Below are 25,402 nucleotides of genomic sequence, written 5' to 3'. Positions count from 1 at the left end.
CGATCGGGTTGAAACATTGGCAGGCACTCGCGCACATAAAAGAGGTGCGCGGACTTTGCGGGGGATCAAACAGGAAAGAAGTCGGGCGAGTAGGTAATGCCTGTAGGGCATTTCGACATGGTTTGTAGGGCGGTATAGGGTTTCGTTTTTTCGTTCACCAAAATGGGCTTCTACCTACCCGGAAGCCTTCAATGACAAAAGGATCAGACGTCATGTCCAACACGGCCGCGGGTCAATATCGTCGACACTCAGGTGTTGTCCCATGACTGGTATCTGCTAAAGAAAATCACTTTTGACTATCACCGCAACAACGGCGAGTGGCTGCGTCAGACCCGTGAGGTCTACGACCGTGGTAACGGTGCGGCGATGAATAAACTGTTCGGCGCTTGATTCAGAATAGATCCCCGGTTTTGCCAACCGTCGACCAGTCGCCACCCTCCAGAGTCAGCAAGCGCTCTTTCGCCTCAAGCCCACCGGCAAACCCGGTCAACTTCCCGGAGGCACCAATCACTCGATGACACGGCGCCACAATGGACAGCGGATTACGCCCGTTAGCGGCACCCACCGCCCGCACTGCCGAAGGATGACCGATCTGCTCGGCGATCTGGCTGTAGGTGCGAGTCTCGCCAAACGGGATGGTCAGCAACGCCGCCCAGACCTTTTTCTGAAACGCGGTGCCGACGAAATCCAGTTCCAGATCGAAGCCATTGCGCGTGCCGGCAAAATATTCTTCAAGTTGCCGGGCAGTTTTTACCAGCACCGGATTGTCCGGCGCCTCAACCATCGGCCCGAGGCGCACCCGGTTCGGTTTGTCGTTTTCCCAGAGGATGGCCACCAGTCGTGAACCGTTCGCGACCAGCTTCAGTTCACCGACAGGTGAGGGCAGGGTGATGAACGTGCAGGACATGACGGCAGGCTCCGGAGCAAGGTGTGGTTGGCGCTCAGCATACTGCCTGATCGGGGAGGCGCAATACGCAAACCCGACCATACTGCTTGTTGCTCTTGAAGCGTTCCCCCTCTGTTTTGCACAGACCCTAAAAACAAAAAAGAGATCGACTCATGAAGTACGAACCTTTTGCCAAATCGCTGATAGCGACCTCACTGGCGCTCAGCTGCCTCATGGCTCACGCCGCTTCGGTGGCGCCGGTCGCTGCGGAAAACGGCATGGTGGTCACCGCGCAACACCTGGCCACGCATGTCGGTGTCGACGTATTGAAAAGCGGCGGCAACGCGGTGGATGCCGCCGTTGCGGTGGGTTATGCGCTGGCGGTGGTGTACCCCGCTGCGGGCAACCTGGGCGGTGGCGGTTTCATGACCATTCAACTGGCGGACGGGCGCAAGACCTTCCTCGACTTCCGCGAAAAAGCCCCGCTGGCGGCGACAGCCAACATGTACCTGGACAAGGACGGCAATGTCATTCCTGATCTGAGCACCCGTGGCCACTTGGCCGTCGGCGTGCCGGGCACTGTCTCCGGTATGGAACTGGCTCTGAGCAAGTACGGCACCAAACCGCGCAAGGAGATGATCGCTCCGGCGATCAAACTGGCTGAGGACGGCTTTGCCCTCGAGCAGGGCGATGTCGAATTGCTGGAATACGCCACCGATGTATTCAAGAAGGACATGCGCGATTCCGGCTCGATCTTCCTGCACAACGGCGAGCCGATGCAGGTCGGGCAGAAACTGGTACAGAAAGACCTCGGCAAAACCTTGCGGAGCATTTCCGAGAAGGGCGCCGATGGTTTCTATAAAGGCTGGGTGGCCGATGCGATCGTCACCTCCAGTCAGGCCAACAAGGGCATCATCACTCAGGCCGACCTCGACAAATACAAGACCCGCGAACTGGCCCCGGTGGAATGTGATTACCGCGGCTACCACGTGGTCTCGGCGCCGCCGCCAAGTTCCGGTGGCGTGGTGATCTGTCAGATCATGAACATCCTCGAAGGCTATCCGATGAAGGATCTGGGCTTCCATTCGGCCCAGGGCATGCACTACCAGATCGAGGCGATGCGCCACGCTTATGTCGATCGCAACAGCTACCTCGGCGATCCGGACTTCGTGAAGAATCCGATCGAGCACCTGCTCGACAAAAACTACGCGACCAAACTGCGTGATGCGATCCAGCCACAGAAGGCCGGTGTCTCGGCCGAATTGAAGCCGGGTGTCGCGCCGCACGAAGGCAGCAACACCACCCACTATTCGATCGTCGACAAGTGGGGCAACGCGGTGTCGGTGACTTACACCCTCAACGACTGGTTCGGTGCGGGCGTGATGGCGAGCAAGACCGGGGTGATTCTCAACGACGAGATGGACGACTTCACCTCCAAGGTTGGCGTGCCGAACATGTACGGTCTGGTGCAGGGTGAGGCCAACGCCATCGCCCCGGGCAAGGCGCCGCTGTCGTCGATGAGCCCGACCATCGTCACCAAGGACGGCAAAGTGGTCATGGTGGTCGGCACGCCGGGCGGTAGCCGGATTATCACGGCGACCTTGCTGACCATGCTCAACGTCATCGACTACGGCATGGGCTTGCAGGAAGCGGTCGATGCACCGCGCTTCCACCAGCAATGGATGCCGGAGGAAACCAACCTCGAAGACTTCGCCGCCAGCCCCGATACGAAGAAGATCCTCGAGAGCTGGGGCCACAAGTTTGCAGGGCCCCAGGATGCCAACCACATCGCCGCGATTCTGGTCGGCGCGCCGTCGCTGGGCGGCAAACCGGTCGGGAAAAACCGCTTCTATGGCGCCAATGATCCACGGCGCAATACCGGCTTGTCACTGGGTTACTGAGCGGGGTAAAAAGGGGGCGGGCTCAGGTCCGCCCCTGTCTCAAGGACTGATCAAGGAAGGCTCATCATGACCGCCGCATTACTGATCATCGACGTCCAGCGCGCCCTCTGCTCGGGCGAATATCAATGCCATGACATCCATCGCGTGATCGACACCATCAACGGACTCAGCGCTCGCGCACGCAAGGCGGGTGTGCCTGTTGTGCTGATTCAGCACGAAGAAAAGGGCAGCCCGTTGGCCCATGGTGCTGAGGGCTGGCAACTGGCCGAAGGGCTTGAGACATCGCCGAAAGACCTGCGCGTACGCAAGACCACGCCGGATTCGTTCTACCAGACCGACCTGCGCAAACTGCTGCCCGGCGAAGACTTCGAACGTCTGGTCATTTGCGGTCTGCAAACCGATTACTGCGTCAACGCCACCGTGCGTCAGGCCCATCAACTGGGTTACGACGTGGTGCTCGCCGCCGACGCGCATTCCACCGTCGACAACGGCAATATCAGCGCCGAAGACATCATCGCCGAACATAACAAGGACCTTGCCCACCTGACTGGCGCTACGGGCCGCATCGACGTCAAACCCGCAGCCGACATCGCCTTCTGACAGCGCAAACAAAGCTCGCAAGGTTTACGACATCGGGGATTTCCGACAGCAGCGCTGGCATACTGCGCGCCGTCCGAAGAATGGAATCTCTCGATGTTCGCTACCTCCCTGCGTCACGCCTTGGTGCTGACCGCCCTTGCGCTTGCCTGCTCCGCCCACGCCAGCAGTTTCGATTGCGCCAGCGCCGCCAGCAAAACCGAAAAAGCCATTTGCGCCAACGCCGATCTCTCGCAACTTGACGAGCAACTGGCAGAGCGCTGGCGCTCAACCCTGGCCAACGTTCCCGATCCGAAAGCGCTCAAGACCGATCAGCGCCAATGGCTGAAAAGTCGTAACGCCTGTGGCGACCGGGCGGCCTGTTTGCGCCGACAGTATTTGATGCGCCTGAGCGAACTCGAACACGCGACCCAACCCTTCAGTTGGGATGCGACATGGCAACTGATCCCGCCAGGCACCTCAACGGCGGCGACCCTGACCACTCGGCGCCGTGATGCTGCGCACATCAGCTTTGAGATCGAGGCGGCCGAGGGGGCCAACTCCGGAAATCTCGACGGCGTCGCCACGCTCAAAAACGGCGAAGCGCATTACGTGCAGGGTGAGTGCGCGTTGAACTTCACCCCCATCAATGGCGTATTGAATATTTCGCAAGCCGGCGCGGATGCCGATTGCGGCGGCGGAATGGGCGTGTACTACTCCGGCACTTATGTCGCCTCGCAGCAAGCGCTGACGCTGGATTACGACATGCTCAGCCTGGGCCTGGCGCGCACGCCGGCCGAGAACCAGATGCTGCACGCTTTACTCAAGGGCGATTACCAAACGCTGGTGGAAAAATCCGGCTCGTTGATGGCCGCTGACCCTTCACGCGACGTGCCAGGCAGTGAGGTTGCCGAGATGTGGATGCGCGGCCTGGGCGGCACCGGTGTTGTGATGCGAGGCAGTGACGCGCGTTTCTGGGTGCTGTTGGTGACTTACGACGAAACCGGGCACTCGCGCCTGCGCTACTACACCAACGCAGCGCCTTGGAAAACCCGCCTGCCTGAGGCCTTGCAAGCCTGGAATGACCGCATGAAAGATCATCTGCAACTGCCCGTGGACTTCATGCCCTGAGGCGCACTCACGTCGCAAACAAAACCCCACGAATCTCGCCGGCCCGCGGCGCCATCACCACGCCCTCCAATACCATTCGGGTAATCGTGTCCGCCGCGGTCTGATAATCCTCATCCTGCGGCTCGGGCCGCCCGGTGATGCAGCCCATCTGCCAGCCAATGTTGGTATAGGTGCGCGTCGCCGACCAAATGAACAACATCAGATGCTCCGGATCCACCGGCGCCAGCAAGCCGCGCTCGATCCAGCTGCGCAAACACTCGACGTTGCGCCGCGCCTCGGCGTGCAGCAGGTCGCGACATTCGTCGGGCAACTGCCGCCCGCCCAGCAGCAATTCACCACTGAACACCTTGGCAATCGCTGGATGTTCCCGGGCAATGCGAATCCGCGCGGCGACGTAGGCGCGCAAGCCAATCAGCGGGTCATCGCTTTCGCGCAACACTGCCGAGGCTTCCAGCAACGGTTCGACAAACCCCAGCAGCACTTTGCCGTAGAGGTTTTCCTTGGTCTGGAAGTAGTAATAAAGATTGGCCTTGGGCACCCCGGCGCGAGCCGCGATGTCGCGGGTCTGGGTGGCGTCGAAGCCGTTGACGGCGAACTCTTCGCTGGCGGCGGCAAGGATCAACTGCTCGTTGCGTACTCGTATGGCGCTCATGGAAACACGGAATAAATGGACGGCATGGCAAGGTTCTGACGATTCTGGTTTCGTAATATACAAAACTATATAGCGGTCGATCCAGCGAAGTCGATGGGCAGCGCTATGCTGGTTCGATCATTTAATGGCAAACGAGGCGGGGACATGAACATTCAGGTAGAGCGGGCAAGCTCGGCACAGCTGGAAGCTGTCGCGCAGTTGTTCGATGCGTATCGGGGCTTTTATAAGCAACCGCCGAACCTCGAGCAATCACGCGCCTTCATCGCCGAACGCATGGCCGGCAATGAATCTGCGATTTTTCTCGCTCAGGATCACAGCGGTGCCGCGTTGGGATTCGTCCAGTTGTACCCGACATTTTCGTCCATCGACGCCCACCGCACCTGGCTGCTCAGCGACCTGTTCACCGCCCCCGCCGCCCGAGGGCAGGGCGTCGGACGGTTGCTGATGAACACCGCGCGGGACTTTGCCCTGCAGACGGGTGCCAAAGGACTGGTGCTGGAAACCGCCACCGATAACGTCACCGCGCAACGTCTGTACGAGTCACTGGGTTACGTACGCGACTCGGGGTATTACACCTACCTTCTCGATTTGCGGCAGGGCTGAGCAAAATTTTTTCGTTAATTTTCCGAATTCAGGCTTTCGCCCGACGACAGCTCTCTCTAGAATCCGCCCGGCCTCCGCAATAGAGGCGCATTGCCATCATTTGGTTTTGTTCACATAGGGACGGACATCATGCAATTCGGGAAAATTCTGGCGCTTGGGCTGGTACTGACGCTGGGCGGTTGTGCCAGTTTTACCAAAGATGAAGTGGCGCCGGTGACACTGCCGTCGATGGTCAATTACGCCAACAAGCCAAACGTCTATGTCGATTTCGATTTCTATCAGGGCGAGCCGAAAAGTGGCTCCGCTGTTGAAGTGCCGCAAGCGCGCGATCAACTCAAGCCACAACTGCAGAAGATCCTCACTGACTCCGGTCTGTTCGGCCGTGTCACGCTGGATGAATTCCAGAAGCAGCCGGGCGACTACAGCCTGCGCCTGAAAATGTACAACCATCCGCCCAATGCCGGTTCCATGGTGCTGGCGTTCATCAGCGGTTTCAGCATGATGGTGATCCCGGCTTACGGCACCGATCAGTACACCTTGAGCCTGGAAAATCTCGACCAGCAAGGCCAGACCCTGACCACCGCCAGCAATCACGACGCGGTCGGCACCTGGTTTGGTATCTGGTTCATCCCGCTGATGGCCAACACGCCGAAGGAAGCTGTGAATGACACGTTCACCCGTCAGGTCAACGCGCTGCTCAAGCAGATGATCGACAACAACAGCCTCAAATACTCGGCTCTCGAAACCCGCACTCCGCGGGCTTGAAGGCAAAAAAAGAGCCGCGATTGCGGCTCTTTTTTTGTCGGTCATTTCAGCGCCTGGATGAACTGCGGATCGCTGTACAGATCTTTCAGCAGATCACGCAACATCGGGTTGTAAGCATTGACCGCGTTCGGGATCGCAATGAAACCGAAGAAGCTGCTGCTCCACTGACGGGTGACACTTTTGGTCGCCTCGTACACCACGTCATTGCCGTTGAGCAGGGTGAAACGCGCCGCAAGTTCACCGTCGCCAGTGCCCATGCCGGCGGACAGTTGGTTCTTCACCACCCGCACTTTCAACTGACGCTGTGCCTGTGGATCAAGCAGGCCGGCCTTGCGCAGTTCTTCGCTGATGGCGTCCTGAATATGTGCCGGGATGCTGCCGGAGGGCGAGTAAACCGGGTTGGCGCGAACGAACAGTGAGCCTTCACCGGTTTCGGCCGTGACCTGAGGATTGCTGATCGCATGCAGCGGCGGGGTCTGCTTGAGCTTTTGGACGTTTTCGTAGCTCGGCTCATAGCGGGTCATGGTCATGCCACAACCTTGCAGTAGCAGCGCCAGCATCGGGATCAACAACAGAGACTTGTTCACGGCAGTTCCTTGCGTGGGAATGTAGGGGCGCGAATTATGGGCAGAGTGCCATCATTGGGCAACCTCGTTTGTCTGTGCGCTCAGCAATTGCTCGATCTGCGCCAGTTCCCAGGTACTGAGCAAACTCACCGGATCCGTGCCATATCGCTGCCAGCTGTCCAGTGCGCCTTCTTGTCCATCGCCATCGCGTGCGTATTCACAGTGATGTAACCGCCCCCCGGAAAAATCCAGCAGCAGGTACCAGCCCTCGATATCGACCGCGATCAGTCCCGCTTCGGCTGGCGCCTCGCAGACTTTGCACGCAAGCACACCAAGCGCAGCGTCGCGCAAACGCTGGCAAACTTCACGGGCGGTCAGCAATGCAGACATGTTGAACTCAATGGGAACGGGAGCGCGCCAGCATAAAGCGCAGATTGACCAGTGTCAGCGATCACTGGCCCGCTCCCCGACAATTCCGTAACATTCGCCACCCTCTTTTTTGCGAACACTCGCGGCCGCGCTCGTCGGCCGCTCAGTCAGGTAAACCATGAAACCGATTCGTCTGCGCGCCGATGTCCTGGCCGGACTCACCACCTCGTTTGCCCTGTTGCCCGAATGCATTGCGTTTGCGCTGGTGGCCCACCTCAACCCGCTGATGGGCCTGTACGGCGCCTTCATTATTTGTACGTTGACTGCATTGTTCGGCGGCCGGCCGGGCATGGTCTCCGGAGCGGCGGGCTCGATGGCCGTGGTCATCGTCGCGCTGGTGGTGCAACACGGCGTGCAATACCTGCTGGCGACGGTGCTGCTCGGTGGTTTGATCATGATGGCATTCGGGCTGTTGCGTTTGGGCAAACTGGTGCGCATGGTGCCGCACCCGGTGATGCTCGGCTTCGTCAACGGTCTGGCGATCATCATTGCGCTGGCGCAGCTGGAACATTTCAAAAGCGGTGAAGCGTGGCTCAGTGGCACGCCGCTGTACCTGATGACCGGGCTGGTGCTGTTGACCATGGCCATCGTTTATATCCTGCCGCGCCTGACCCGCGCAGTGCCGCCGGCATTGGTGGCGATTCTTGGCGTTGGTCTGCTGGTCTACCTGTTCGGCCTGCCGACGCGCACCCTCGGCGACATGGCGCACATTGCCGGTGGCCTGCCGACCCTGGCGTTGCCGGACATCCCATGGACTTTTGAAACCCTGCGCATCATTGCGCCTTACGCAATCCTGATGGCGCTGGTCGGTCTGCTGGAAACCCTGCTGACCCTCAACCTCACCGATGAAATCACCGAAAGCCGTGGCTACCCGGATCGTGAGTGCGTGGCGCTGGGCGCGGCGAACATGGTCAGTGGCGCGTTCGGTGGCATGGGCGGTTGCGCGATGATCGGCCAGACCGTGATCAACCTCAGCTCCGGTGGGCGCGGGCGTTTGTCCGGTGTGGTGGCCGGCGTGCTGATTCTGTTGTTCATCCTGTTTCTGTCGCCGCTGATCGAGCGGATTCCGCTGGCGGCGCTGGTCGGGGTGATGTTCGTGGTGTCGCAGCAGACCTTCGCCTGGGCGTCGTTGCGCGTGATCAACAAAGTGCCGCTCAACGATGTGCTGGTGATCATTGCCGTGACCACCATCACCGTGTTCACCGATCTGGCCACGGCGGTGCTGTGCGGCATCATCATCGCCGCGCTGAACTTTGCCTGGCAGCAGGCGCGCGAACTGTATGCCGATCAGCATCTGGAAGCCGACGGCAGCAAACTCTACCGCCTGCACGGTACGTTGTTTTTCGCCTCGACCACGCCGTTTCTCAACCAATTCGACCCGGCCAATGATCCGGCGAAAGTGACGCTGGATTGCCGGCATTTGAGCTTTGTCGATTACTCGGCGATTGCCGCGCTGAAAACCTTGCGTGAACGCTACGCCAAGGCGGGCAAGCATTTGCAGGTGTTCCATCTGTCCGAACGCTGCAAGAAACTGCTCAAGCGCGCCGGCGAAGAACACCACTGATTAAGGGTGGGAGCGAGCCTGCTCGCGAAGGCGGCCGGTCATTCAACATTGATGTTGGCTGATCCGACGCTTTCGCGAGCAGGCTCGCTCCCACATTGGTTTGTGTATTTCAGATGCTGTTGTCGATGGCCGGGAAGTCGATATCGGTCAGCGCCGCATTGTTCAGGTAGTTGGTCAGGCTCTGCACCGCGACCAGCGCAATCACTTCAATGATCTTCACGTCGTCGATACCGGCAGCGCGGGCCGCGGCGATCTGCTCGTCACTCAAATGGCCGCGACTCTCGGTCAACTGGCGGGCGAGGGCGGCGTAGGCGTTGAGCTCACCGTGACGCGCCGCAACTATATCCTCTGCCGACAAACCGGCCTTGCCGGCAAACAGCGTGTGCGCCGCCAGGCAGTAATCGCAGCCGTTGACCTGTGACGTGGCGAGGTAGACCGCTTCTTTTTCCTTGGCGCTCAGCGAGGTTTTGCCGAGGATCGCCGAAGCCTGAACGTAGGTTTCCAGGGCCACCGGGGCCTTGGCCAGTGTGGTGAAGACGTTGGGCAGGAAACCGATTTTCTTCTTCACGCCTTCCAGCACAGGGCGGCTGGCGTCGGTGGCGGTGTCGAGGCTGATAGCGTGGATGCGGCTCATGGTGATGCTCCGAAAGTCCGGTGCGAAGTGCGCCGGGGATGCAGGCCATGTTATGGGTCGAGGCTGGCGCTTTGGCGGCAAATCGTCGAGGATATGCGGCAGATCGTCCAGATATGTTTGCCGGAGTGACCCATGGATCGCCTGTCTACGCTACTCAGCCATTTCGGCGTCAATGCCGGCACCTTCCACAGCGGCTCGTTGTGCGGCATCGCGGTTCATGAAGACGAACCGGTCGGGCATGTGCACCTGTTGCGGGCCGGTGAGTTGCTGGTTAAATCCGGCAATCAACGCGAGATCAGGCTCAGCGAACCGTCGCTGATCTTCTTTCCCCGACCCTTTCCCCATCGGATGTTTGCCGATGAGGCCATGCACAGCGAAGTGGTCTGCGCGACGCTGACCTTTGACGGCGGTTCCGGCAATGCCCTGGCGGCGGCGCTACCGGATTATCTGGTGCTGAAACTCACGGACATTCCAGAACTGACGGGCACCCTCGAGTGGCTGTTCAAGGAGGCTTTCGAAGCGCATTGCGGTCGGGTGGCGGTGATGGATCGACTGTTCGAATTGCTGGTAATTCTGCTGCTGCGCCACCTCATCAGCGGCAGCGAGCAATCGCCGGGGATGATGGCCGGGCTGGCCGATCCGCGCCTGTCGCGCGCCTTGAACGTGATGCACGAACAACCGGAAAAACCCTGGAGCGTGGCCGAACTGGCGGCCACGGCCAACTTGTCCCGTGCCGGTTTTGCCGAGCAGTTTCGCCGTGTTGTCGGGCAAACACCGGCCGATTATCTGCTGAGCTGGCGGGTCAGCCTCGCGCAGAAACGTCTGCGCGAGGGCAAGCCGATGGCCTTGATCGCCGAAGAGGTCGGCTATGAAAACCCTTCGGCGCTGGCGCGGGCGTTTCGCCGCAAGACCGGGCTCAGTCCGCGCGAATGGAAGGCCGCTTCCTGAGGGATTATCTGGCGAATTTCTTCGCCCCGGCGACACAGCCGATGACGCCCAATGTCACGGCCAGCATGCCGGCGCTGACGTGTTCGTGCAGCAATGTCGCGGCCAGGGCCAAACCGAAAAACGGTTGCAGCAACTGCAACTGACCGACCGCCGCGATACCGCCCTGAGCGAGGCCGCGATACCAGAACACAAAACCGATCAACATGCTGAACAGCGAGACGTAACCCAGGCACAACCACGCGGACAGGCTGATGGTGCTGACCGCCGCGGGCGCCAGCCACAGACTCAGCAGCACCATCGCCGGCAGCGACAACACCAGCGCCCAGCAGATCACCTGCCAGCCACCGAGGGTGCGCGACAGTTTTGCGCCTTCGGCATAACCGAGACCGCAGGCCAGAATCGCCGCGAGCATCAGCAGATCACCGGTCGGCGAGGCACTCAAACCTTGCGACAAGGCGAAGCCAACCACCAGTGCGCTACCGAGAATCGAGAAGATCCAGAACACCGGACGCGGTCGTTCACCGCCACGCAGTACGCCGAAAATCGCCGTGGCCAGCGGCAGCAACCCGACAAACACAATCGAATGCGCCGACGTCACGTGTTGCAGCGCCAGCGCGGTCAGCAACGGAAAACCGAGCACCACACCGAGCGCGACGATCACCAGCGACCACCACTGCCGACGCGCCGGGCGGCGTTCGCGAAACAGCCACAACAGCGCCACTGCGCACAGCCCGGCGATGGTCGCGCGCGCCACCGTGAGAAACACCGGGTCGAACTCCAGCACCGCCAGGCGCGTGGCCGGCAGTGAGCCGCTGAAGATCACCACACCGATAAAGCCATTGATCCAGCCGCTGGTTTTTTCCATGGCCGGGTCGCTCAGATTCGAGGTTCGTTGCATACCAAGTTGCGCTCAGAAGTGGGGTTGCGTTGCACGCATCCTAGGACTGAGAATCAGCACAATCAAAAAATTGTCATGGATACATCTCGACATGCCACGCGCTCGCTACAAGACTCTGGTGGATGCTTACGCGGCGGACATTCGCGCGGGCCGATTGGCGCCGGGCACACGCTTGCCGACCCACCGTGAACTGGCGGCCAGTGCAGGTCTGGCGCTGGTCACCGCCTCGCGGGTGTACGCCGAGCTGGAGGCGATGGGCCTGGTCAGCGGCGAAACCGGACGCGGCACCTTCGTGCGCGAAACCGCGTTGTCACCGGCGCAGGGCATCGATCAGAAGGACGTGGCGGTCGGCATGGTCGACCTCAACTTCAACTACCCGTCGCTGCCCGGTCAGGCCGAACTGTTGCGCACGGCGTTGCGCCAGTTGGCTCTGTCCGGCGACCTTGAGGCATTGCTGCGTTATCAGCCGCACGCCGGTCGCCAGCACGAACGCGCTTCGGTGGCGCGGCACCTGCTGAGCCGAGGAGTGAGCGTCGACGCCGGACAAGTGTTGATCGTCAACGGCGCGCAGCAGGGCCTGGCGGTGACGTTGATGGCGCTGCTCAAACCCGGCGATGTGATCGCAGCGGATGCGCTGACCTATTCCGGTTTCAAGGTGCTGGCCGAAGCACTGCATCTGGAGGTGGTGGCGATCCCGGTCCATGAACACGGGCCGGACCTTGCGGCGCTGGAAAAACTCTGCCGCAGCCGCTCGGTACGTGCCGTGTATAGCATGCCGACCTTGCACAATCCGCTGGGTTGGGTCATGCCGATTGAACAGCGCGAACAACTGGTGGCGATCGCCCGCCGGCATGATCTGACGATCATTGAGGACGCGGCCTACGCCTTTCTGGTGGACAACCCGCCGCGAACGCTGATCGACATGGCACCCGAGCGCACGGTGTACGTCTCAGGGCTGTCGAAAAACATCGCCACTGGCCTGCGCGTCGGCTTCATTGCCGCGCCGCTCGAAACCGTGCCGGCGCTGGAACGGATCATCCGCGCCACCACCTGGAACACACCGGGGGTGATGACCGCGATGGCCTGCGGCTGGCTCGACGACGGCACGGTGATCCTGCTTGAAGAGCAAAAACGCAATGACGCCAGAGCCCGTCAGGCCTTGGCCGCCGAGTTGTTGCAAGGCTTGCCCTGCATCGGTCATCCGTCCTCGTACTTTGTGTGGCTGCCGTTGCCGGAAGATGTGCGTGCCGATCACATCGTCATGGAATTGATGCACGAACAGATTTCGGTGACCACGGCCGAGCCGTTTTCAGTGTCGGCGCATGTGCCGCATGCGATTCGTCTGGCGCTGGGCTCGGTGGAGCTGGACGTGTTACGTCAAGCACTGACCACGGTCAGAAAAGTCATTGCCGCTTACCTGTAAAAACCGACCCCGGCGGCGCGAGCACAAGCGGCCTCGCCACAAATGGTAGCCTTGCCACCTTTGCACGACATTGCTTTGGATTGCCCGATGAAAAACACCGTTGCCCTGACGCTCACTCTGATCTTCACCGCCGGCCTGTTCAGCACAACCGCCGACGCCGCCGGCGACCCCGAGGCCGGGGCAAAAATCTTCCCGCGCTTGTGCGGTGGCTGCCATCAGGTCGGCGAGTCCGCCCGTCCGGGATTCGGCCCGCAACTCAACGGCATCATGGGGCGCAAGGCGGGCACCTCGGCGAACTACGTGTATTCCGATGCAATGAAAAACTCCGGCGTGACCTGGGACCGGGACACACTGACGGCGTACCTCAAGGACCCGAAAGGCGTGGTGCCGGGCACGCGGATGATTTTCTGGGGGCTCAGCGACGAGGAAAAACTCGACAACCTGTTGGCGTATTTGCAGAGCTTTGCGCAATAAAAACCGGGGGTGCGAGGGTGTTTGAAGTTACCAGGGTGCAGGGAGGCGGGCCTGCTCGGTGAACCACTGCAGGACCGATGCACAAGCCGGATGGGTTGGCGCAAAGGACTGTAGGCACAGCGCATAAACGCCGCCCGTTTTCAACGGCTGACCAAACGGGATCACCAGCAATCCGCGCTCGATCGACTCTGCCGCCAGCGTCATGTCCGTGACTGCCACACCCAACCCGCGCGCCGCCGCATCCAGTGCCAACTCATCAAGGTTGAACGGAATGTGCCGGTACTCTTCCAGCGGTTTTCCCTGATTCGCCGCCAGCCATTCGATCCACGCCTGACGATCCGCCGAGCGATGCAACAGCGCGAAACCCAGCAGTTCGTCTACCGTGCGCGGGGCGTTTCGCAGATCGGGCGAGCACACCGGCACCAGCGATTCTTCAAACAGCGTCAGGCACTCCGGCTCCGTCGACGGCTGCGACAAATACACGATATAGGCTTCGCTGTCGTTGCCCGGTTCGACAACTTCGGTGGCGACCGTTTCGATTGCCAGCGCAACTTCGGGCTGGCTCAGGTAGAACTCACTCAGTCTGGGCAGCAGCCAGCGCACCGCCAGCGACACATGCATGCGGATGCGAAAGGGCCGCTTCTGCGGAGTCAGGTGCTCTTCGAGGGTGCGCAACTGGTCGAAAATGCTGCGCGCGCTGGCCAACACCCGTTCGCCTTCGGCAGTCAGGCGCAGGCTTCGGCTGGTGCGGACAAACAACGCGACTTTAAAGTGGCTTTCCAGTTGCTGGATCTGCCGGCTCACCGCGCTTTGGGTCAGGCACAGCGTTTGCGCCGCCGTGGTGAAGCTGCCGCAACGAGCGACTTCGACCAGTGCTTGCATGGCTTGCAGAGACGGTACGTGGCGAATTTTATCCATGCGTTTCCAGAATGGTTCGATGATTTTATAGCGTTGGTCGCTCAGCTAAAGACCTTATAGATTCTAGCTCTGGCGGTGATCTTCTGTAGCCGGGCATGCGATTCACGCATGAGTGCAGCGCAGAAGCAAGCCGCAGAACAACAATCGAATGAGGTGTGGCATGGACAACGTATGCGGCTGGATCGCACAGGCTGGCGGCTCACCAGAGCGCGGTTGCCTGATGGGCGCACAAAAAGCCGATTGGCTGGTGATCGGCGGCGGTATTACGGGGCTCAGCGCCGCCCATAGCCTCGCTGAACTGCACCCGCAGGCGCGCATCGTTGTCGTCGATCGGCAGCGGGCGGCGCAGGGCGCGTCGGCGCGCAACTCCGGTTTCGTCGTGGCCCATGAGCATCCGGCAACCGGCGAGCTGATTGGCATGCCAGGGTTCGGCGGATTTGAAACCGACACGATGATTTCCCGCGCGGCCAGTGCCGAAGTGCGGCAACGCATCGCCCGGTATGCCATCGACTGCGACTTTCGTGACAGCGGTTATTACTTCGCCGTCAGCGACCCGCGCAAGCTCGACCATGTCGACGCGAAACTGGCGACGTTGCGCGCCCTCGGTGCCCGGGCTGAGTTTTTGCAGGGCGCAGCGCTGGCGCAAAAGCTCGGCACCCGCCATTACCAGGCGGCGATCTGCTGCGGTAGTGGCAACGCGCTGTTGCAACCGGCCAAGTACGTCAAAGGTTTGCTCAACGCCTTGCCGGGCAATGTCACGGTTTACGAGAACACGGACATCACCGGCCTGGAACGTTTGAGCCACGGACGCCTGCGCGCCAATGCCGCCGATGGCAGCATTGAAGCCAGGCAGGTGCTGGTGTGCCTGAACGCCTTTATTCCGCGAGTCGGGATCGCCGACAGCGCGACCTTCCCGATGGAACTCAGCGCCAGCCTGACTCGACCGCTCACTGATCAGGAATTTCAGGCGATCGGCGCTGTAGAGCCTTGGGGCGTGCTGTCGACCCGGCCGCTCGGGGCCACCGTGCGTCTCACCGCGGATCGCCGGGTGATGATCCGCAACACCGCCGAATACCGCACGCGCGATCTCTCCAGCAGTGACCTCACGCAACGCCGCCAGCACCACGTGCGCGGCTTGAAACGGCGTTTTCCGTTCCTCGGTGATGCAGATATTCAGTACACCTGGACCGGCCACTTGAGTGCGAGCCGCAGCGGTCAGGCGTTTTTCGACCGGGTGGAAGAGGGTGTGTTTGCCGTGGCCGGTTGCAATGGTTCGGGTGTCGCACGCGGCACCTTATGGGGGCGACTGCTCGCGGAGCTGGCGTCGGGCTTCGACTCGCCGCTGCTGCAAGCGGTGATGCAACGGGCCGAACCCGGCTGGCTGCCGCCGCGTCCTTTGTTCGATATCGGTGCCATGCTTCGCATGCGCGTGGAGGCGGTAAGGGCCAGAACAGAAATCTGAACATCCGCACATTGCACAAGAACAAAAACCACTCAACTCAGGTGATAGACCATGCGCATTTCTCCTCTTTTCCTGGCGGTCGTGCTCGCCGCCGGTTCGGCCGCCGCGAATGCCGAAGACACCGTCAACATCTCCAACTGGAACAGCTATATTGCCCCGGACACCCTGGCCAACTTCACTCAGGCCAGCGGCATCAAGACCACCTACGACATCCACGACAGCAATGAAGTGCTGGAGTCGAAGTTGATGACCGGCAACACCGGCTATGACGTGGTCAGCCCGTCGAACCATTTTCTGTCGCGCCTGATCAAGGCCGGGGCGATACAGAAACTCGACAAATCGCGACTGCCGAACTGGAAAAACCTCGACCCGCTGTTGATGCAGAAGCTTGAGGTCAACGACCCCGGCAACCAGTACGGTTACCCGTACATGTGGGGCACCGCCGGCATTGGTTACAACGTCGAGAAGATCAAGGCGATCTTCGGCAGCACCGACGTCACGCACTCCTGGAAGCTGTTTTTCGCCGAAGAAAACATCAAGAAGCTCAGCCAGTGCGGCGTCGCGATCATTGATAACCCGACGCAGGTTTTGCCGATCACCCTCAACTATCTGGGCTTGCCACCGCACAGCCACGAACCGGCCGATTACAAAAAGGCCGAGCAGGCGTTGCTGAAGATCCGTCCCTACATTCAGTACTTCCACGCCTCGAAATACATCAGCGATCTGGCCAATGGCAACGTCTGCGCGGTGATTGGTTTCAACGGTGACATCGTTCAGGCCGCGGCGAGTGCCCGGGAAGCGAAGAACGGTATCGACATCGCCTACTCGATTCCGGACGAAGGCACGACCCTGTGGTTCGACATGCTGGTCATGCCCAAAAGCGCGCCGCACGAAAACAACGGCTACGCGTACATGAACTACCTGCTCGAGCCGAAGGTGATCGCCAACATCAGCAACAGCATTCACTACGCCAACCCGAACGCTGCGGCCAATGAGTTTCTCAACCCGGACGTGAAACAGGACTTGGCGATCTACCCGCCGAAAAGCGTGATGGACAAGTTGTTCACCGTTGAAGAGTTGCCGGCGGCGATTGCGCGGTTGTCGACACGCTTGTGGACCAAACTGAAAACCAACACCTGAAATCCCTATAGTCGCCGCCGGAGGTTGTTCCTACAGTGGCAGGCTGGTGTTTTCCTGGCAAGCCACCTGGTTGCGGCCTGCCGCTTTCGCCTGATACAGCAATTGATCGGCGCGTTTGATCAGGGCGGTGGGGCTGTTGTCCGCCGGGTCGGTCAGGGCCACGCCGATGCTCACGGTCACCCGTTCGACGACCGGAAAGTGCGCGCCGGCAATCGCCGCGCGAATCTTTTCCGCAACCACTTCCGGGGTATCCGGTTGGGCGATTTCCGGCAGCAACACGGCGAACTCTTCACCGCCATAACGCGCAACGAAATCGGTGGTGCGCAGGGTGCTGCCAATCAATTCGGCCAATTGCTTGAGCACCTCGTCGCCCACGGCATGGCCGTGGTTGTCGTTGATGCGTTTGAAGTGGTCGGCGTCGATCAACAGCAGTGCAAACGGGCGCCCGGTGCGGCGTGACAGCAGGGTGTATTCGGTGAGTTTTTCGTCGAAGCGCCGACGGTTGTAAACGCCGGTCAGCGCGTCGTGCGTCGCCAGGCTGAGCAGCTCGGCATTGGCTTGCATCAGGTCGGCGGTGCGTTGCGCCACGGTGGCTTCCAGCGATGCATTGGCCTCTTGCAATTCGCGCTCCTTGCCGAGCAACGATTGCGTCATGGCGTCGATTGACTGGCCAAGTTGGGCAATCTCGCGCACCGGATGCTGCAACGGAAAGTGCGCGCCGGGCTGATTGTGCTGCACCTGCTTGGCCGAGCGCGCGAGTTGCTCGATCGGACGGCTCAGGTACAACGCCAGGTAATAGGCGACCAGACCGAACAGTACAGCGGCGAACACACCCAGCGAGAGCAATTTGTACAGCAGCAGACGCGCCGGTTGCAGGGCGGTTTCCAATGGCTGGCGGACCGCAATCGACCACGACAGCGCGGTGCCCGACGGCGTCGGCACGGTGACCATGCTGGTCAGATAACCATTGCCCACCGACCAGCCGGGCGCGCGTGAATCAGTCGTTGGTAATAGCTGGCCCATCAGCGCTTCGGGGTACAGCACTTTGCCGTCGTGATCGACGATCAGCGCTTCGATGTCCGGCGCGCTGTTTTTATGCGAGAACGCCGCCGACTCGACAATGCGCGTCACCCAACTCCAGTGCGCGTGCGCGCCCAGCACACCGATGACTTGGCCGTCAGCGTTGTGAATCGGCGCGGCAAAATCGATGAAACGCAACGGTTCACCGTTTGGCATGCCCGGGAGCAACTTGGCCAGCAACACCGCTTCATGCGGGTCACCGGTGTATTCGCCGCGCAAACCGGCCTGAAACCATGGCCGCTGCTGCACCGATTGACCGACCAGCAAACCGTTCACCGCTTGATGCACGTTGCCGTCGGCGTCGGCCACACCCATCCACGCGTACTCGGCGCGGGCCTGGGTGCGCAGTTGCATTGATTTGAGAATCGCCGGGTTATCCAGATCGCCACGTTCCAGATGCGGGGCGCGGCTGAGCAGATACACCTCCAGTTGCCGTTCACGCAACTGTTCACCCAACAACGAGGCGGCCGAGCGCGCGGTATTGAGCAACGCATTGCCGCTGGCCTGCTTCATTTGTTCGGTGGCGATATGACCAACGTAAAAGCCCACGCTCAACAGCGTCAGCAAGGACAAACCGGCAAACCACAGGGTGAGATGGCTACGCAGACTGGCTTTGAGCATGGGCGAGGTCTGTTCTTATTAAAAAGTGCGGCCATGGTATGCGACATCGTCAACCGCCTGCCAGCCAACGGCTTGATGAAATCTCGCCAGCATTGATGTTAATAAGCCAGCATTTTCGGTAGAGTGTGCGCCGCTCGAGAGATGGATCCCGGGCGTTTTCCCATGGAGTTTTGCAGTGAAATACCTCAGCAAAGTAGTCGCCGCCGCACTGTTCGGTGTGGTTCTGGCAGGTTGCACCGGCACCCCGATGAACACCCAGCATTACGACAGCAGCCAATACACCGTGATTGGCCATAGCGAAGCGACCGCCACCGGCCTGCTGCTGTTCGGCGTGATCCCGATCCAGCAGAACAGCCGCTTCGTCCGCGCACAGAATGCCGCGATCAAAGCCAAGGGCGGCGACGCGATGATCAACACTCAGGTTCAGGAAAACTGGTTCTGGGCATGGGTCCTGACCGGTTACACCACCAAGATCTCCGGTGACGTGGTCAAGTTGAAAACCGTGCAATAAGCACCGTTTGAACGCAAAAAAGCCCGGCTGATCAGGCCGGGCTTTTTATTGGGATTGCGCTTGAAACTGTGATTCAAGCGACGCGACGTTCGAGCAGACGATCAGAACCACCTTCAGCAACGCGACGTTCGAGCAGACGATCAGAGCCACCTTCGGCAACGCGGCGTTCCAGCAAGCGATCCGAGCCACCTTCGGCAACGCGGCGTTCCAGCAAGCGATCCGAGCCACCTTCAGCGACGCGGCGTTCGATCAGGCGATCCGAGCCACCCTCGGCAACACGACTTTCAATCAACTTGTCCGAGCCGCCTTCAGCGACCATGGTATGAGCCGGGGTTGCGGCAAATGCGTTAACTGCGAAAACCGAGAATGCGATGCCGAGAAGGGTTTGGCGTTTCATGATCGTGTGCTCCAGGGGTAGTTGTTTGTCTGGAGCCGATGTTACGCCGAGGATTTTTTAGGAGAACTTCATTGCCGTGATGGTGAACATCGACAGCAATGATGGTTACCTGACCCTGCTGGAAACGCGTGCAGGAACTGCCGCAGGCTGTGGCTTCAGGACGACTTGACCGCTCGCACACACAACTCCCCCGTAGCGCGAACCAGCGCCAACTCATGCAGCGCATCGCGGGTCAGGCCACGACGTGCCTCGGCCAGCCAGGCCGGACATTGCGGATCGTGACGATACGGCGCGAAGTCAGCGTATTGCTGCAACAGCCGGGTTTGCAGCTCATCCAGCCGTGGGCGAATCTGTTTGCCCAGATCCGGGCGCTGTGTTCCCGGCGCTGCACCTGCTGCCTGCCATTGCGCCAACAGGCCGTACTGCACCAGTTTATTGGCCTCCATTTGCGCCGCGAGCAATTGCGCGACGTCCTCGGCATCGAGCGAATGTTCGGCGGCAAGCGCGCGGGCATTGGCCAGCACTTGTGCCTCGCGCGGGCTGTCCTGAATCGGTTTGCCACTGTCCCACTTGGTCAGCGCCACCAGATCGCCGATGTTCAGGCGTTCGTTCAGCGTCGTCAGCAATGGCCGCAGCGGCTTCGGGGCAGGGGTTGCATGAGCGGTGCTGGCGACCAGTGCGAGCAAGGCGCAGCTCAGCAGGCGTGACGGTTGCAACATGGGCAGGATCTCGATTGGCCTTCAAGGGCGTGTTGTTTATCACGGTTGGGCGGGTGAGGGCATCAACGTCTTTCCCTCAACTGATGGCGCCGGCGACCGATACAGACTTGTCACACGCCACGATTGATGTTGATTTCTCCACAAAGCCAGGAAGCACAATGTCCCGAATACTCATGCTGTTGATGGTTGCGCTGTTCTGTTCCAGCGCTGTCGCGCAAGCCAGCGCACCCGGAAGTCAGGCCTTCGATCAGTTCCAGACGGCGTTTTGGCAGTGGCAGGGCAACGTACAAACGCTGGTGGCCATGGCGGCGGAAAAAACACCCGACAAAGCCAAGGGGCTGGCCCTGGTTGAACAGATCAAGCAGGACAAGATCGATACCGATCGTTACTTGCAGCAAGCCATTAACGACGGCAGTGCGGCGGCTCTGTATACCAAGGCGCGCATGGTCCTGTTCGGTGATCCGGGCAACCTCGATCTGACCAAAAAGCGCGAAACCGCGTGTGTGCTGTATGGCGAAGCGGCGCAGAAAGGCTTGATCATCGGCGCCATTGCCTACGTGAACTGCAGCAACACGATCCCGAAGACCTCGCGCTACGACGAGAGTCGAGCCCTGCTGCGCAAAGCGTTGAACGCCGGCGATGTTTATCAGGACGTTTATCCGTTTGCGATCAATCACGCGTACTGTTTCGAGCGAGTCATCGAACCGCTGAAGGAGGGCGAAGACGCTCTGGAAAAAATGAAGGTCTGGGCTCAGCCGACCCTGCTGGAAGCCGAAGAGGCGCGGGCGGAAGGTTTCTACTTGCTGGCCGCTGACTATTCGTCGCCGACCAGCCAACAGTCGCAGGAGGATCTGGACAATGCCTTGCGTGCCGGTTGCAAGACGGATGGTTTGCGCCTGAAACCGAAGCGCTGAAAGGGCAGTTGAGCGGACGGTGCGGGGTTGGCAAAACGGCCCTGAACCACAGCCGCGTGTTCATTCGTGTTGTCGTGCGCGGGTTCACGCCGGGTTTATCGGGAAATATAAACGCCGCGCGGAAATGTTAATTGCACCGCGTCGGCATCTCACCGAAGCTATCCTCCATTAGCCCTTCAGCCGACGAGATGGACCTCCATTTAAATGCAAACCCCCACCGCTGCCAAACCGCTCTGGCACACCTACCTGCTGTTTCTGGCGCCGATGGTGTTGTCCAACTTCCTGCAATCGATGTCGGGCACGGTCAACAGCATCTACATCGGTCAGATGCTCGGGACTCAGGCATTGGCGGCGGTGTCGGGCATGTTCCCGATCATATTCTTTTTCATTGCGCTGGTGATCGGCCTCGGCGCTGGCGCGGGGGTGTTGATCGGTCAGGCCTGGGGCGCGCGTGAAGCGCACACGGTGAAAGCGATCGCCGGGGCAACGTTGTTGCTCGGGGTATTGATCGGTCTGCTGGCTGCGGTGCTCGGCAGTGTCTTCGCGCGTCAGGCGTTGGCAGGGTTGGGGACGCCGGCCGATGTCCTCGACGATGCGGTGGCGTATGCGCACGTAATGATGTGGATTTTACCGTCGATGCTGGTGTTCGTGCTGTTCACCCAACTGCTGCGCGGGGTCAGCGATACGCTGTCGCCGTTGCTGGCGCTGATCGTCTCGACGAGCGTCGGCCTGGCGCTGACACCGGCGTTGATCCGTGGCTGGTTCGGCTTGCCGCAGATGGGCATTCAGAGCGCGGCCTATGCGGGGCTGGCGGGTAACCTGGCCGCGATGGCGTGGCTGGCGTGGCGCTTGATTCGCAAGGGCCATCCACTGGCGCCGGACCGCGAGTTCTTCGCCGCGTTGCGTCTGGATGGCGCAATCCTCGGCAAAGTGTTGCGCATCGGTTTGCCGACCGGTGTGCAGATGATCGTGCTGTCGTTGTCCGAACTGGTGATTCTGGCGCTGGTCAACCAGCACGGCTCGCAAGCCACAGCGGCCTATGGCGCGGTCACGCAAATCGTCAACTACGTGCAGTTCCCGGCCTTGTCGATTGCGATCACTGCGTCGATCCTCGGCGCGCAGGCCATCGGCGCCGGACGTCTGGAACGGCTGGGGCCAATCCTGCGCACCGGGCTGTTGATCAACGTCTGCCTGACGGGTGGCTTGATCGTGCTGGGCTATTTGCTCTCGCACTGGCTACTGGGCTTGTTCCTCACCGAAGACTCGACGCGCGCCATGGCTGAGCATCTGCTGCACATCATGCTGTGGAGCCTGTTGGTGTTCGGTTTCCAGGCAATCATCGGCGGGATCATGCGTGCCAGCGGCACCGTGCTGGTGCCGGTGGCCATCGCGATAATCTGTGTGGTCGGCGTGCAGTTGCCGGCCGCCTACTGGCTGGATGGGCAGTATGGTTTGCAGGGCGTGTGGATGGCGTTTCCGGTGGCTTATCTGGGTATGCTGGTGCTGCAGACCCTGTATTACAAACTGGTCTGGCAGCATCAGAAAATCGAGCGACTGGTTTGATCGACTTGTAGAGTGGGCTCGGGGTATTCAACAGCGAATTCACTCTACTTGAAGTACTTGCATTCAGTAGGGCATAAGCCTCTGGCCCTCGGCATTGTCTACGCCCGTCACGGCGGCAGTGGCATAACCGCCCAATGTTTGCTTAAGTCAATCGAGCCCCCCGACGACAAAGCGCTGCCCGGAGAACCCCATGTCGATCCGCATGCTGCTGGCAGTCGCTTTAACCCTGTGCGCCATTCCCGCCGCGCAGGCCGTTGAGTACACCCGGGTCAACACCACCGCCAGTCAGATCAGTTTCACCTACAACCAGATGGGCTCGCGGATGTATGGCACGTTCGGCAAGTTTGAGGCGACGCTGGATTTCGATACTGACAACCTCGCCAACGCTCATACCACCTTGCACATCGACCTCACCAGCATTGACGCCGGCAGTGAAGACGCCAATACCGAACTGGTGAAACCGGCGTGGTTCGACACGGCAAAATTTCCCGTGGCGGTGTTCGAGTCGAGCCGTTTCACTCAGGTTGCCGAGCACCGTTATCTGATCGCCGGCCAGCTCACCCTCAAGGGCATTACCCGTGAAGTGCAGGTGCCGGTGGAGTTGAAACCGGACAGCAACATCGGCATTTTCGACGGTGAACTGCTGCTCAAGCGCGACGAGTTCGGGCTGGGCGCGGGGGAGTGGGCGGACAGCGTGGTGTCCAAGGACATCGCCATCAAGTTCAAAGTGGTGGCGCCACAGCAGTGACGCCACCTGACTGATCAATATGCGTCGCGAGCCGATTGGGCCGTCAACGCACCCAATGCCCTTCAACCCAGAACCAGTTCGGCCCGCGTGCCTGCCAGTGTCCCGGCTTCCAGCGCGCGCCATACCTCACCGGTTGCCAATGCCCGGGCATCCACACATAACCGCGTCCTTGCCAACGCCAGTGGCCCTGGTCCCAGACATAACCGGGACGCGCGCCGGGCATCACTTCCATGCGCATGGGCGGCGGGGCTTGCTGCACGATCACCACCGGTTGCGCAAACACCGGCGCGCTGGCCAGCGTGGCCAGGGTCAGCGGTACCCACAGCAAGGTTTTTCGCCATTTGGACAGGGAACGCAAAACGCTCATGACAACTCCTCAAGGCCTGCGTCGCAAAAGTGAACGCAGCTGAACAGTTGGACGCCGAATCGGCAAAAGATCCTGCCGGCCGCGGATGAAATTTTTGTCAGGCACCACGACAACCCCAGTGGGAGCGAGCCAGCTCGCTGCCACCTTCGATTTGTCGTTGCCAATGCAGGCTGGCTCAGCCCACAGGGTATGATGTCGCGGTTTTCTGCCGGAGTTCAGTTGTCATGCCACGCATCACCCATTACAAATCCCCATGCCCCGAAGGCGTCAACAGCCAGATTCTGCAAATGGTCGTCGACTACCTGACCGACATCAGTGCGGTCGGCCTCGGCCCGAGCAACCTGCTGTACAACGTCTATCAGTACGCGGTTGGCTATGAGGTGCATCTGTATCTGGAAGCGTTGAATGGCGACAAGGGCACCGAGGTGCAATTGCTGGTGGCGACCGCTGATGACGATCCCGAGCAAGTGACTGGTTTTCTGTTGTACCTGCCGGTGCAGGGGGATTGGGAGGCGTGCAGCGTGGCCTACATGGCGGTGCGCGAAGGGCATCGTCGCCAAGGCGTGGCGCGGGCGATGATCGCTGAAATGGTCGCGCGTTTCCCGCATGTCGAACTGGCCTGTACGGTCGGCAAAGTGCCGTATTTCGAAGCGCTGGGTTTTGCCGTGATCGGCCAGCGCGAAACCCAAGTGCTGATGAGCACCCGGCATTACCGCAGCAACGGCTTGCGCGGATTTATCGATACCACGCCGATCTATCGTTCATTGGAAGTGCAGCAGATCCACACCTACCTCCTGCAGAAAAACGGCAAACGCGCGATGCTCGACGCCGAGAAACAGCGCGACCGCCACCTCGATCAAACCACCCGTCACACCGAGGAATTCGTGCGTCAGCGCCTCACCGTGCACTGATCGCTTATGCCCCAAAAAGCCCTTGCCGCGCTGGCGCAGCAAGGGCTTTTTTGTGCCTGAGATTCAGCCGAGTTTGACGTTCATGGTGATTCGCGCGGTGAAGACCTGCTTGCCCTCGCTGTCGTGAATGTCCACGGTGACAATCTTGTCGCCCGCCGTTTGCCAATCCACCCCTGCGCCGCTGGCCACGGCCGTCACGTCGGTTTTCGCCTTGGCCAGGTATTCCACGGTCATGCCTTTGGGAATCCAGCGTGCGCCGGTCGGGATCGAGACGTCGGTCATCATCCCCGCGGCGAGTTCTGCCGCATTGCACATGGCGATTGCATGCACGGTGCCGAGGTGGTTGGTGATCTCGCGGCGAAACGGCACCTGCACCGTCGCCGCATTCGCGCGCAATTCAGTGACCAGCGGGTTGATGCTGCTGAAATAGGGCGCGACCTGACAGGCCATTTGGCTGAAGGCCTGGGGGCCGGCGCTGTTGAACATGCTGAGAAACTGACTCATGGCGAAGCCTCATTGATGATGATTTGGCAGAATGATGTTCCGTTACAGAATAATATTCTGTAACGGAACGGTATTCTGTCTGCGTGAAATCTGTCAA

General features: G+C 60.4%; 28 protein-coding genes and 1 pseudogene. 17 read left to right on the top strand and 12 right to left on the bottom strand.

What is annotated here, in order from left to right:
• Positions 1-237: 237 nt before the first annotated feature.
• Positions 238-369, top strand: a pseudogene (locus A8O26_RS29630) (GDP-mannose pyrophosphatase); the annotation flags it as partial.
• A gap of 22 nt (positions 370-391) precedes the next feature.
• On the opposite strand, the gene A8O26_RS28625 reads toward A8O26_RS29630, so the two are convergent.
• Positions 392-907, bottom strand: coding sequence for a methylated-DNA--[protein]-cysteine S-methyltransferase (locus A8O26_RS28625; protein WP_064120953.1), 516 nt, complete (start codon positions 905-907; stop codon positions 392-394).
• A 152-nt stretch (positions 908-1,059) separates the two neighbouring features.
• On the opposite strand from A8O26_RS28625, the gene ggt reads away from it, so the two are divergent.
• The 3 genes from ggt to A8O26_RS28610 all read left to right on the top strand — a co-directional run bounded on the left by ggt (position 1,060) and on the right by A8O26_RS28610 (position 4,494).
• Positions 1,060-2,787, top strand: coding sequence for a gamma-glutamyltransferase (gene ggt / locus A8O26_RS28620; RefSeq protein WP_064120952.1), 1,728 nt, complete (start codon positions 1,060-1,062; stop codon positions 2,785-2,787).
• 66 nt (positions 2,788-2,853) lie between these two features.
• Positions 2,854-3,387, top strand: coding sequence for a cysteine hydrolase family protein (locus A8O26_RS28615; protein WP_064120951.1), 534 nt, complete (start codon positions 2,854-2,856; stop codon positions 3,385-3,387).
• A 93-nt stretch (positions 3,388-3,480) separates the two neighbouring features.
• Positions 3,481-4,494, top strand: coding sequence for a lysozyme inhibitor LprI family protein (locus tag A8O26_RS28610; RefSeq protein WP_064120950.1), 1,014 nt, complete (start codon positions 3,481-3,483; stop codon positions 4,492-4,494).
• Positions 4,495-4,501: 7 nt separating this feature from the next.
• Here the strand turns inward: A8O26_RS28610 and A8O26_RS28605 are convergent, their stop codons facing one another.
• Positions 4,502-5,146 (bottom strand): TetR/AcrR family transcriptional regulator, encoded by a 645-nt coding sequence (locus tag A8O26_RS28605; protein ID WP_064120949.1) that lies wholly within the window; start codon positions 5,144-5,146, stop codon positions 4,502-4,504.
• A 144-nt stretch (positions 5,147-5,290) separates the two neighbouring features.
• Here A8O26_RS28605 and A8O26_RS28600 point away from each other — a divergent pair, with 144 nt between their 5' ends.
• Positions 5,291-5,749, top strand: coding sequence for a GNAT family N-acetyltransferase (locus A8O26_RS28600; protein ID WP_064120948.1), 459 nt, complete (start codon positions 5,291-5,293; stop codon positions 5,747-5,749).
• 129 nt (positions 5,750-5,878) lie between these two features.
• Positions 5,879-6,514, top strand: coding sequence for a hypothetical protein (locus A8O26_RS28595; RefSeq protein WP_064120947.1), 636 nt, complete (start codon positions 5,879-5,881; stop codon positions 6,512-6,514).
• A gap of 41 nt (positions 6,515-6,555) precedes the next feature.
• On the opposite strand, the gene A8O26_RS28590 is transcribed toward A8O26_RS28595, so the two are convergent.
• Together A8O26_RS28590 and A8O26_RS28585 are read right to left on the bottom strand one after the other, a co-directional pair.
• Complete coding sequence (locus A8O26_RS28590; RefSeq protein WP_064120946.1) at positions 6,556-7,101, bottom strand: hypothetical protein; 546 nt, start codon at positions 7,099-7,101, stop codon at positions 6,556-6,558.
• Between the two features lie 51 nt (positions 7,102-7,152).
• Positions 7,153-7,470, bottom strand: coding sequence for a DUF7693 family protein (locus tag A8O26_RS28585; protein WP_064120945.1), 318 nt, complete (start codon positions 7,468-7,470; stop codon positions 7,153-7,155).
• 157 nt (positions 7,471-7,627) lie between these two features.
• Here A8O26_RS28585 and A8O26_RS28580 point away from each other — a divergent pair, with 157 nt between their 5' ends.
• A complete protein-coding gene (locus A8O26_RS28580; RefSeq protein ID WP_064120944.1) occupies positions 7,628-9,073 on the top strand; it encodes a SulP family inorganic anion transporter in 1,446 nt (481 codons plus the stop codon).
• Positions 9,074-9,182: 109 nt separating this feature from the next.
• Here the strand turns inward: A8O26_RS28580 and A8O26_RS28575 are convergent, their stop codons facing one another.
• Entirely contained in the window at positions 9,183-9,707 is a 525-nt protein-coding gene (locus tag A8O26_RS28575) for a carboxymuconolactone decarboxylase family protein (RefSeq protein WP_064120943.1), read from the bottom strand.
• A 132-nt stretch (positions 9,708-9,839) separates the two neighbouring features.
• Here A8O26_RS28575 and A8O26_RS28570 point away from each other — a divergent pair, with 132 nt between their 5' ends.
• Positions 9,840-10,655, top strand: coding sequence for an AraC family transcriptional regulator (locus A8O26_RS28570; protein WP_064120942.1), 816 nt, complete (start codon positions 9,840-9,842; stop codon positions 10,653-10,655).
• Positions 10,656-10,659: 4 nt separating this feature from the next.
• On the opposite strand, the gene A8O26_RS28565 is transcribed toward A8O26_RS28570, so the two are convergent.
• The gene (locus tag A8O26_RS28565) at positions 10,660-11,553 is read right to left on the bottom strand and encodes a DMT family transporter (protein ID WP_064120941.1); all 894 of its coding nucleotides are present in this window, start codon (positions 11,551-11,553) and stop codon (positions 10,660-10,662) included.
• Positions 11,554-11,644: 91 nt separating this feature from the next.
• On the opposite strand from A8O26_RS28565, the gene A8O26_RS28560 reads away from it, so the two are divergent.
• Both A8O26_RS28560 and A8O26_RS28555 read left to right on the top strand, forming a co-directional pair.
• A complete protein-coding gene (locus tag A8O26_RS28560) occupies positions 11,645-12,976 on the top strand; it encodes a PLP-dependent aminotransferase family protein (RefSeq protein WP_064120940.1) in 1,332 nt (443 codons plus the stop codon).
• Positions 12,977-13,063: 87 nt separating this feature from the next.
• Positions 13,064-13,450, top strand: coding sequence for a c-type cytochrome (locus tag A8O26_RS28555; RefSeq protein ID WP_064120939.1), 387 nt, complete (start codon positions 13,064-13,066; stop codon positions 13,448-13,450).
• 27 nt (positions 13,451-13,477) lie between these two features.
• On the opposite strand, the gene A8O26_RS28550 is transcribed toward A8O26_RS28555, so the two are convergent.
• Positions 13,478-14,368, bottom strand: a complete 891-nt coding sequence (locus A8O26_RS28550) for a LysR substrate-binding domain-containing protein (RefSeq protein WP_064120938.1) — start codon at positions 14,366-14,368, stop codon at positions 13,478-13,480.
• Between the two features lie 160 nt (positions 14,369-14,528).
• On the opposite strand from A8O26_RS28550, the gene A8O26_RS28545 reads away from it, so the two are divergent.
• Both A8O26_RS28545 and A8O26_RS28540 read left to right on the top strand, forming a co-directional pair.
• Positions 14,529-15,830, top strand: a complete 1,302-nt coding sequence (locus A8O26_RS28545) for an NAD(P)/FAD-dependent oxidoreductase (RefSeq protein ID WP_064120937.1) — start codon at positions 14,529-14,531, stop codon at positions 15,828-15,830.
• Between the two features lie 51 nt (positions 15,831-15,881).
• A complete protein-coding gene (locus tag A8O26_RS28540; RefSeq protein ID WP_064120936.1) occupies positions 15,882-16,970 on the top strand; it encodes a polyamine ABC transporter substrate-binding protein in 1,089 nt (362 codons plus the stop codon).
• A gap of 30 nt (positions 16,971-17,000) precedes the next feature.
• Here the strand turns inward: A8O26_RS28540 and A8O26_RS28535 are convergent, their stop codons facing one another.
• Positions 17,001-18,671 carry a sensor domain-containing diguanylate cyclase gene (locus tag A8O26_RS28535; protein WP_064120935.1) on the bottom strand — a complete coding sequence of 557 codons (1,671 nt, stop codon included), beginning with the start codon at positions 18,669-18,671 and terminating at the stop codon, positions 17,001-17,003.
• Positions 18,672-18,846: 175 nt separating this feature from the next.
• Here A8O26_RS28535 and A8O26_RS28530 point away from each other — a divergent pair, with 175 nt between their 5' ends.
• Positions 18,847-19,182, top strand: coding sequence for a hypothetical protein (locus tag A8O26_RS28530; RefSeq protein ID WP_064120934.1), 336 nt, complete (start codon positions 18,847-18,849; stop codon positions 19,180-19,182).
• A 73-nt stretch (positions 19,183-19,255) separates the two neighbouring features.
• Here the strand turns inward: A8O26_RS28530 and A8O26_RS28525 are convergent, their stop codons facing one another.
• Entirely contained in the window at positions 19,256-19,579 is a 324-nt protein-coding gene (locus A8O26_RS28525; RefSeq protein WP_064120933.1) for a hypothetical protein, read from the bottom strand.
• Positions 19,580-19,734: 155 nt separating this feature from the next.
• Positions 19,735-20,298 (bottom strand): chorismate mutase, encoded by a 564-nt coding sequence (locus tag A8O26_RS28520; RefSeq protein WP_064120932.1) that lies wholly within the window; start codon positions 20,296-20,298, stop codon positions 19,735-19,737.
• A gap of 158 nt (positions 20,299-20,456) precedes the next feature.
• Between A8O26_RS28520 and A8O26_RS28515 the strand changes: the two genes are divergently transcribed.
• The 3 genes from A8O26_RS28515 (at position 20,457) to A8O26_RS28505 (ending at position 23,523) form a co-directional block, all read left to right on the top strand.
• Positions 20,457-21,212 carry a hypothetical protein gene (locus A8O26_RS28515; protein ID WP_155740698.1) on the top strand — a complete coding sequence of 252 codons (756 nt, stop codon included), beginning with the start codon at positions 20,457-20,459 and terminating at the stop codon, positions 21,210-21,212.
• 204 nt (positions 21,213-21,416) lie between these two features.
• A complete protein-coding gene (locus A8O26_RS28510; protein ID WP_064120930.1) occupies positions 21,417-22,775 on the top strand; it encodes an MATE family efflux transporter in 1,359 nt (452 codons plus the stop codon).
• A 190-nt stretch (positions 22,776-22,965) separates the two neighbouring features.
• A complete protein-coding gene (locus A8O26_RS28505; RefSeq protein ID WP_064120929.1) occupies positions 22,966-23,523 on the top strand; it encodes a YceI family protein in 558 nt (185 codons plus the stop codon).
• A 43-nt stretch (positions 23,524-23,566) separates the two neighbouring features.
• On the opposite strand, the gene A8O26_RS28500 is transcribed toward A8O26_RS28505, so the two are convergent.
• Positions 23,567-23,890, bottom strand: coding sequence for a YXWGXW repeat-containing protein (locus tag A8O26_RS28500; protein WP_064120928.1), 324 nt, complete (start codon positions 23,888-23,890; stop codon positions 23,567-23,569).
• 224 nt (positions 23,891-24,114) lie between these two features.
• Between A8O26_RS28500 and A8O26_RS28495 the strand changes: the two genes are divergently transcribed.
• Positions 24,115-24,801, top strand: a complete 687-nt coding sequence (locus tag A8O26_RS28495; protein ID WP_064120927.1) for a GNAT family N-acetyltransferase — start codon at positions 24,115-24,117, stop codon at positions 24,799-24,801.
• A gap of 63 nt (positions 24,802-24,864) precedes the next feature.
• On the opposite strand, the gene A8O26_RS28490 is transcribed toward A8O26_RS28495, so the two are convergent.
• On the bottom strand, positions 24,865-25,305 hold the full coding sequence (locus tag A8O26_RS28490; RefSeq protein WP_064120926.1) for a hotdog fold domain-containing protein: 441 nt from the start codon (positions 25,303-25,305) through the stop codon (positions 24,865-24,867).
• Positions 25,306-25,402: the final 97 nt, after the last annotated feature.

Origin of the sequence: Pseudomonas fluorescens, assembly GCF_001648775.1 — a bacterium.
In the GTDB taxonomy this organism is placed as follows: domain Bacteria; phylum Pseudomonadota; class Gammaproteobacteria; order Pseudomonadales; family Pseudomonadaceae; genus Aquipseudomonas; species Aquipseudomonas fluorescens_M.
The sequence above is the reverse complement of the archived record's forward strand: the minus strand, read 5'-3'. Positions and strand labels throughout refer to the sequence as shown.

Coding starts and splice junctions, on each gene's coding strand:
- A8O26_RS28550 (WP_064120938.1), bottom strand. CDS start 14,368: ATGGATAAAATTCGCCACGTACCGTCTCTGCAAGCCATGCAAGCACTG.
- A8O26_RS28505 (WP_064120929.1), top strand. CDS start 22,966: ATGTCGATCCGCATGCTGCTGGCAGTCGCTTTAACCCTGTGCGCCATT.
- A8O26_RS28570 (WP_064120942.1), top strand. CDS start 9,840: ATGGATCGCCTGTCTACGCTACTCAGCCATTTCGGCGTCAATGCCGGC.
- A8O26_RS28615 (WP_064120951.1), top strand. CDS start 2,854: ATGACCGCCGCATTACTGATCATCGACGTCCAGCGCGCCCTCTGCTCG.
- ggt (WP_064120952.1), top strand. CDS start 1,060: ATGAAGTACGAACCTTTTGCCAAATCGCTGATAGCGACCTCACTGGCG.
- A8O26_RS28555 (WP_064120939.1), top strand. CDS start 13,064: ATGAAAAACACCGTTGCCCTGACGCTCACTCTGATCTTCACCGCCGGC.
- A8O26_RS28595 (WP_064120947.1), top strand. CDS start 5,879: ATGCAATTCGGGAAAATTCTGGCGCTTGGGCTGGTACTGACGCTGGGC.
- A8O26_RS28560 (WP_064120940.1), top strand. CDS start 11,645: ATGCCACGCGCTCGCTACAAGACTCTGGTGGATGCTTACGCGGCGGAC.
- A8O26_RS28490 (WP_064120926.1), bottom strand. CDS start 25,305: ATGAGTCAGTTTCTCAGCATGTTCAACAGCGCCGGCCCCCAGGCCTTC.
- A8O26_RS28545 (WP_064120937.1), top strand. CDS start 14,529: ATGGACAACGTATGCGGCTGGATCGCACAGGCTGGCGGCTCACCAGAG.
- A8O26_RS28600 (WP_064120948.1), top strand. CDS start 5,291: ATGAACATTCAGGTAGAGCGGGCAAGCTCGGCACAGCTGGAAGCTGTC.
- A8O26_RS28585 (WP_064120945.1), bottom strand. CDS start 7,470: ATGTCTGCATTGCTGACCGCCCGTGAAGTTTGCCAGCGTTTGCGCGAC.
- A8O26_RS28605 (WP_064120949.1), bottom strand. CDS start 5,146: ATGAGCGCCATACGAGTACGCAACGAGCAGTTGATCCTTGCCGCCGCC.
- A8O26_RS28565 (WP_064120941.1), bottom strand. CDS start 11,553: ATGCAACGAACCTCGAATCTGAGCGACCCGGCCATGGAAAAAACCAGC.
- A8O26_RS28495 (WP_064120927.1), top strand. CDS start 24,115: ATGCCACGCATCACCCATTACAAATCCCCATGCCCCGAAGGCGTCAAC.
- A8O26_RS28625 (WP_064120953.1), bottom strand. CDS start 907: ATGTCCTGCACGTTCATCACCCTGCCCTCACCTGTCGGTGAACTGAAG.
- A8O26_RS28535 (WP_064120935.1), bottom strand. CDS start 18,671: ATGCTCAAAGCCAGTCTGCGTAGCCATCTCACCCTGTGGTTTGCCGGT.
- A8O26_RS28525 (WP_064120933.1), bottom strand. CDS start 19,579: ATGAAACGCCAAACCCTTCTCGGCATCGCATTCTCGGTTTTCGCAGTT.
- A8O26_RS28580 (WP_064120944.1), top strand. CDS start 7,628: ATGAAACCGATTCGTCTGCGCGCCGATGTCCTGGCCGGACTCACCACC.
- A8O26_RS28575 (WP_064120943.1), bottom strand. CDS start 9,707: ATGAGCCGCATCCACGCTATCAGCCTCGACACCGCCACCGACGCCAGC.
- A8O26_RS28500 (WP_064120928.1), bottom strand. CDS start 23,890: ATGAGCGTTTTGCGTTCCCTGTCCAAATGGCGAAAAACCTTGCTGTGG.
- A8O26_RS28610 (WP_064120950.1), top strand. CDS start 3,481: ATGTTCGCTACCTCCCTGCGTCACGCCTTGGTGCTGACCGCCCTTGCG.
- A8O26_RS28510 (WP_064120930.1), top strand. CDS start 21,417: ATGCAAACCCCCACCGCTGCCAAACCGCTCTGGCACACCTACCTGCTG.
- A8O26_RS28540 (WP_064120936.1), top strand. CDS start 15,882: ATGCGCATTTCTCCTCTTTTCCTGGCGGTCGTGCTCGCCGCCGGTTCG.
- A8O26_RS28515 (WP_155740698.1), top strand. CDS start 20,457: ATGTCCCGAATACTCATGCTGTTGATGGTTGCGCTGTTCTGTTCCAGC.
- A8O26_RS28520 (WP_064120932.1), bottom strand. CDS start 20,298: ATGTTGCAACCGTCACGCCTGCTGAGCTGCGCCTTGCTCGCACTGGTC.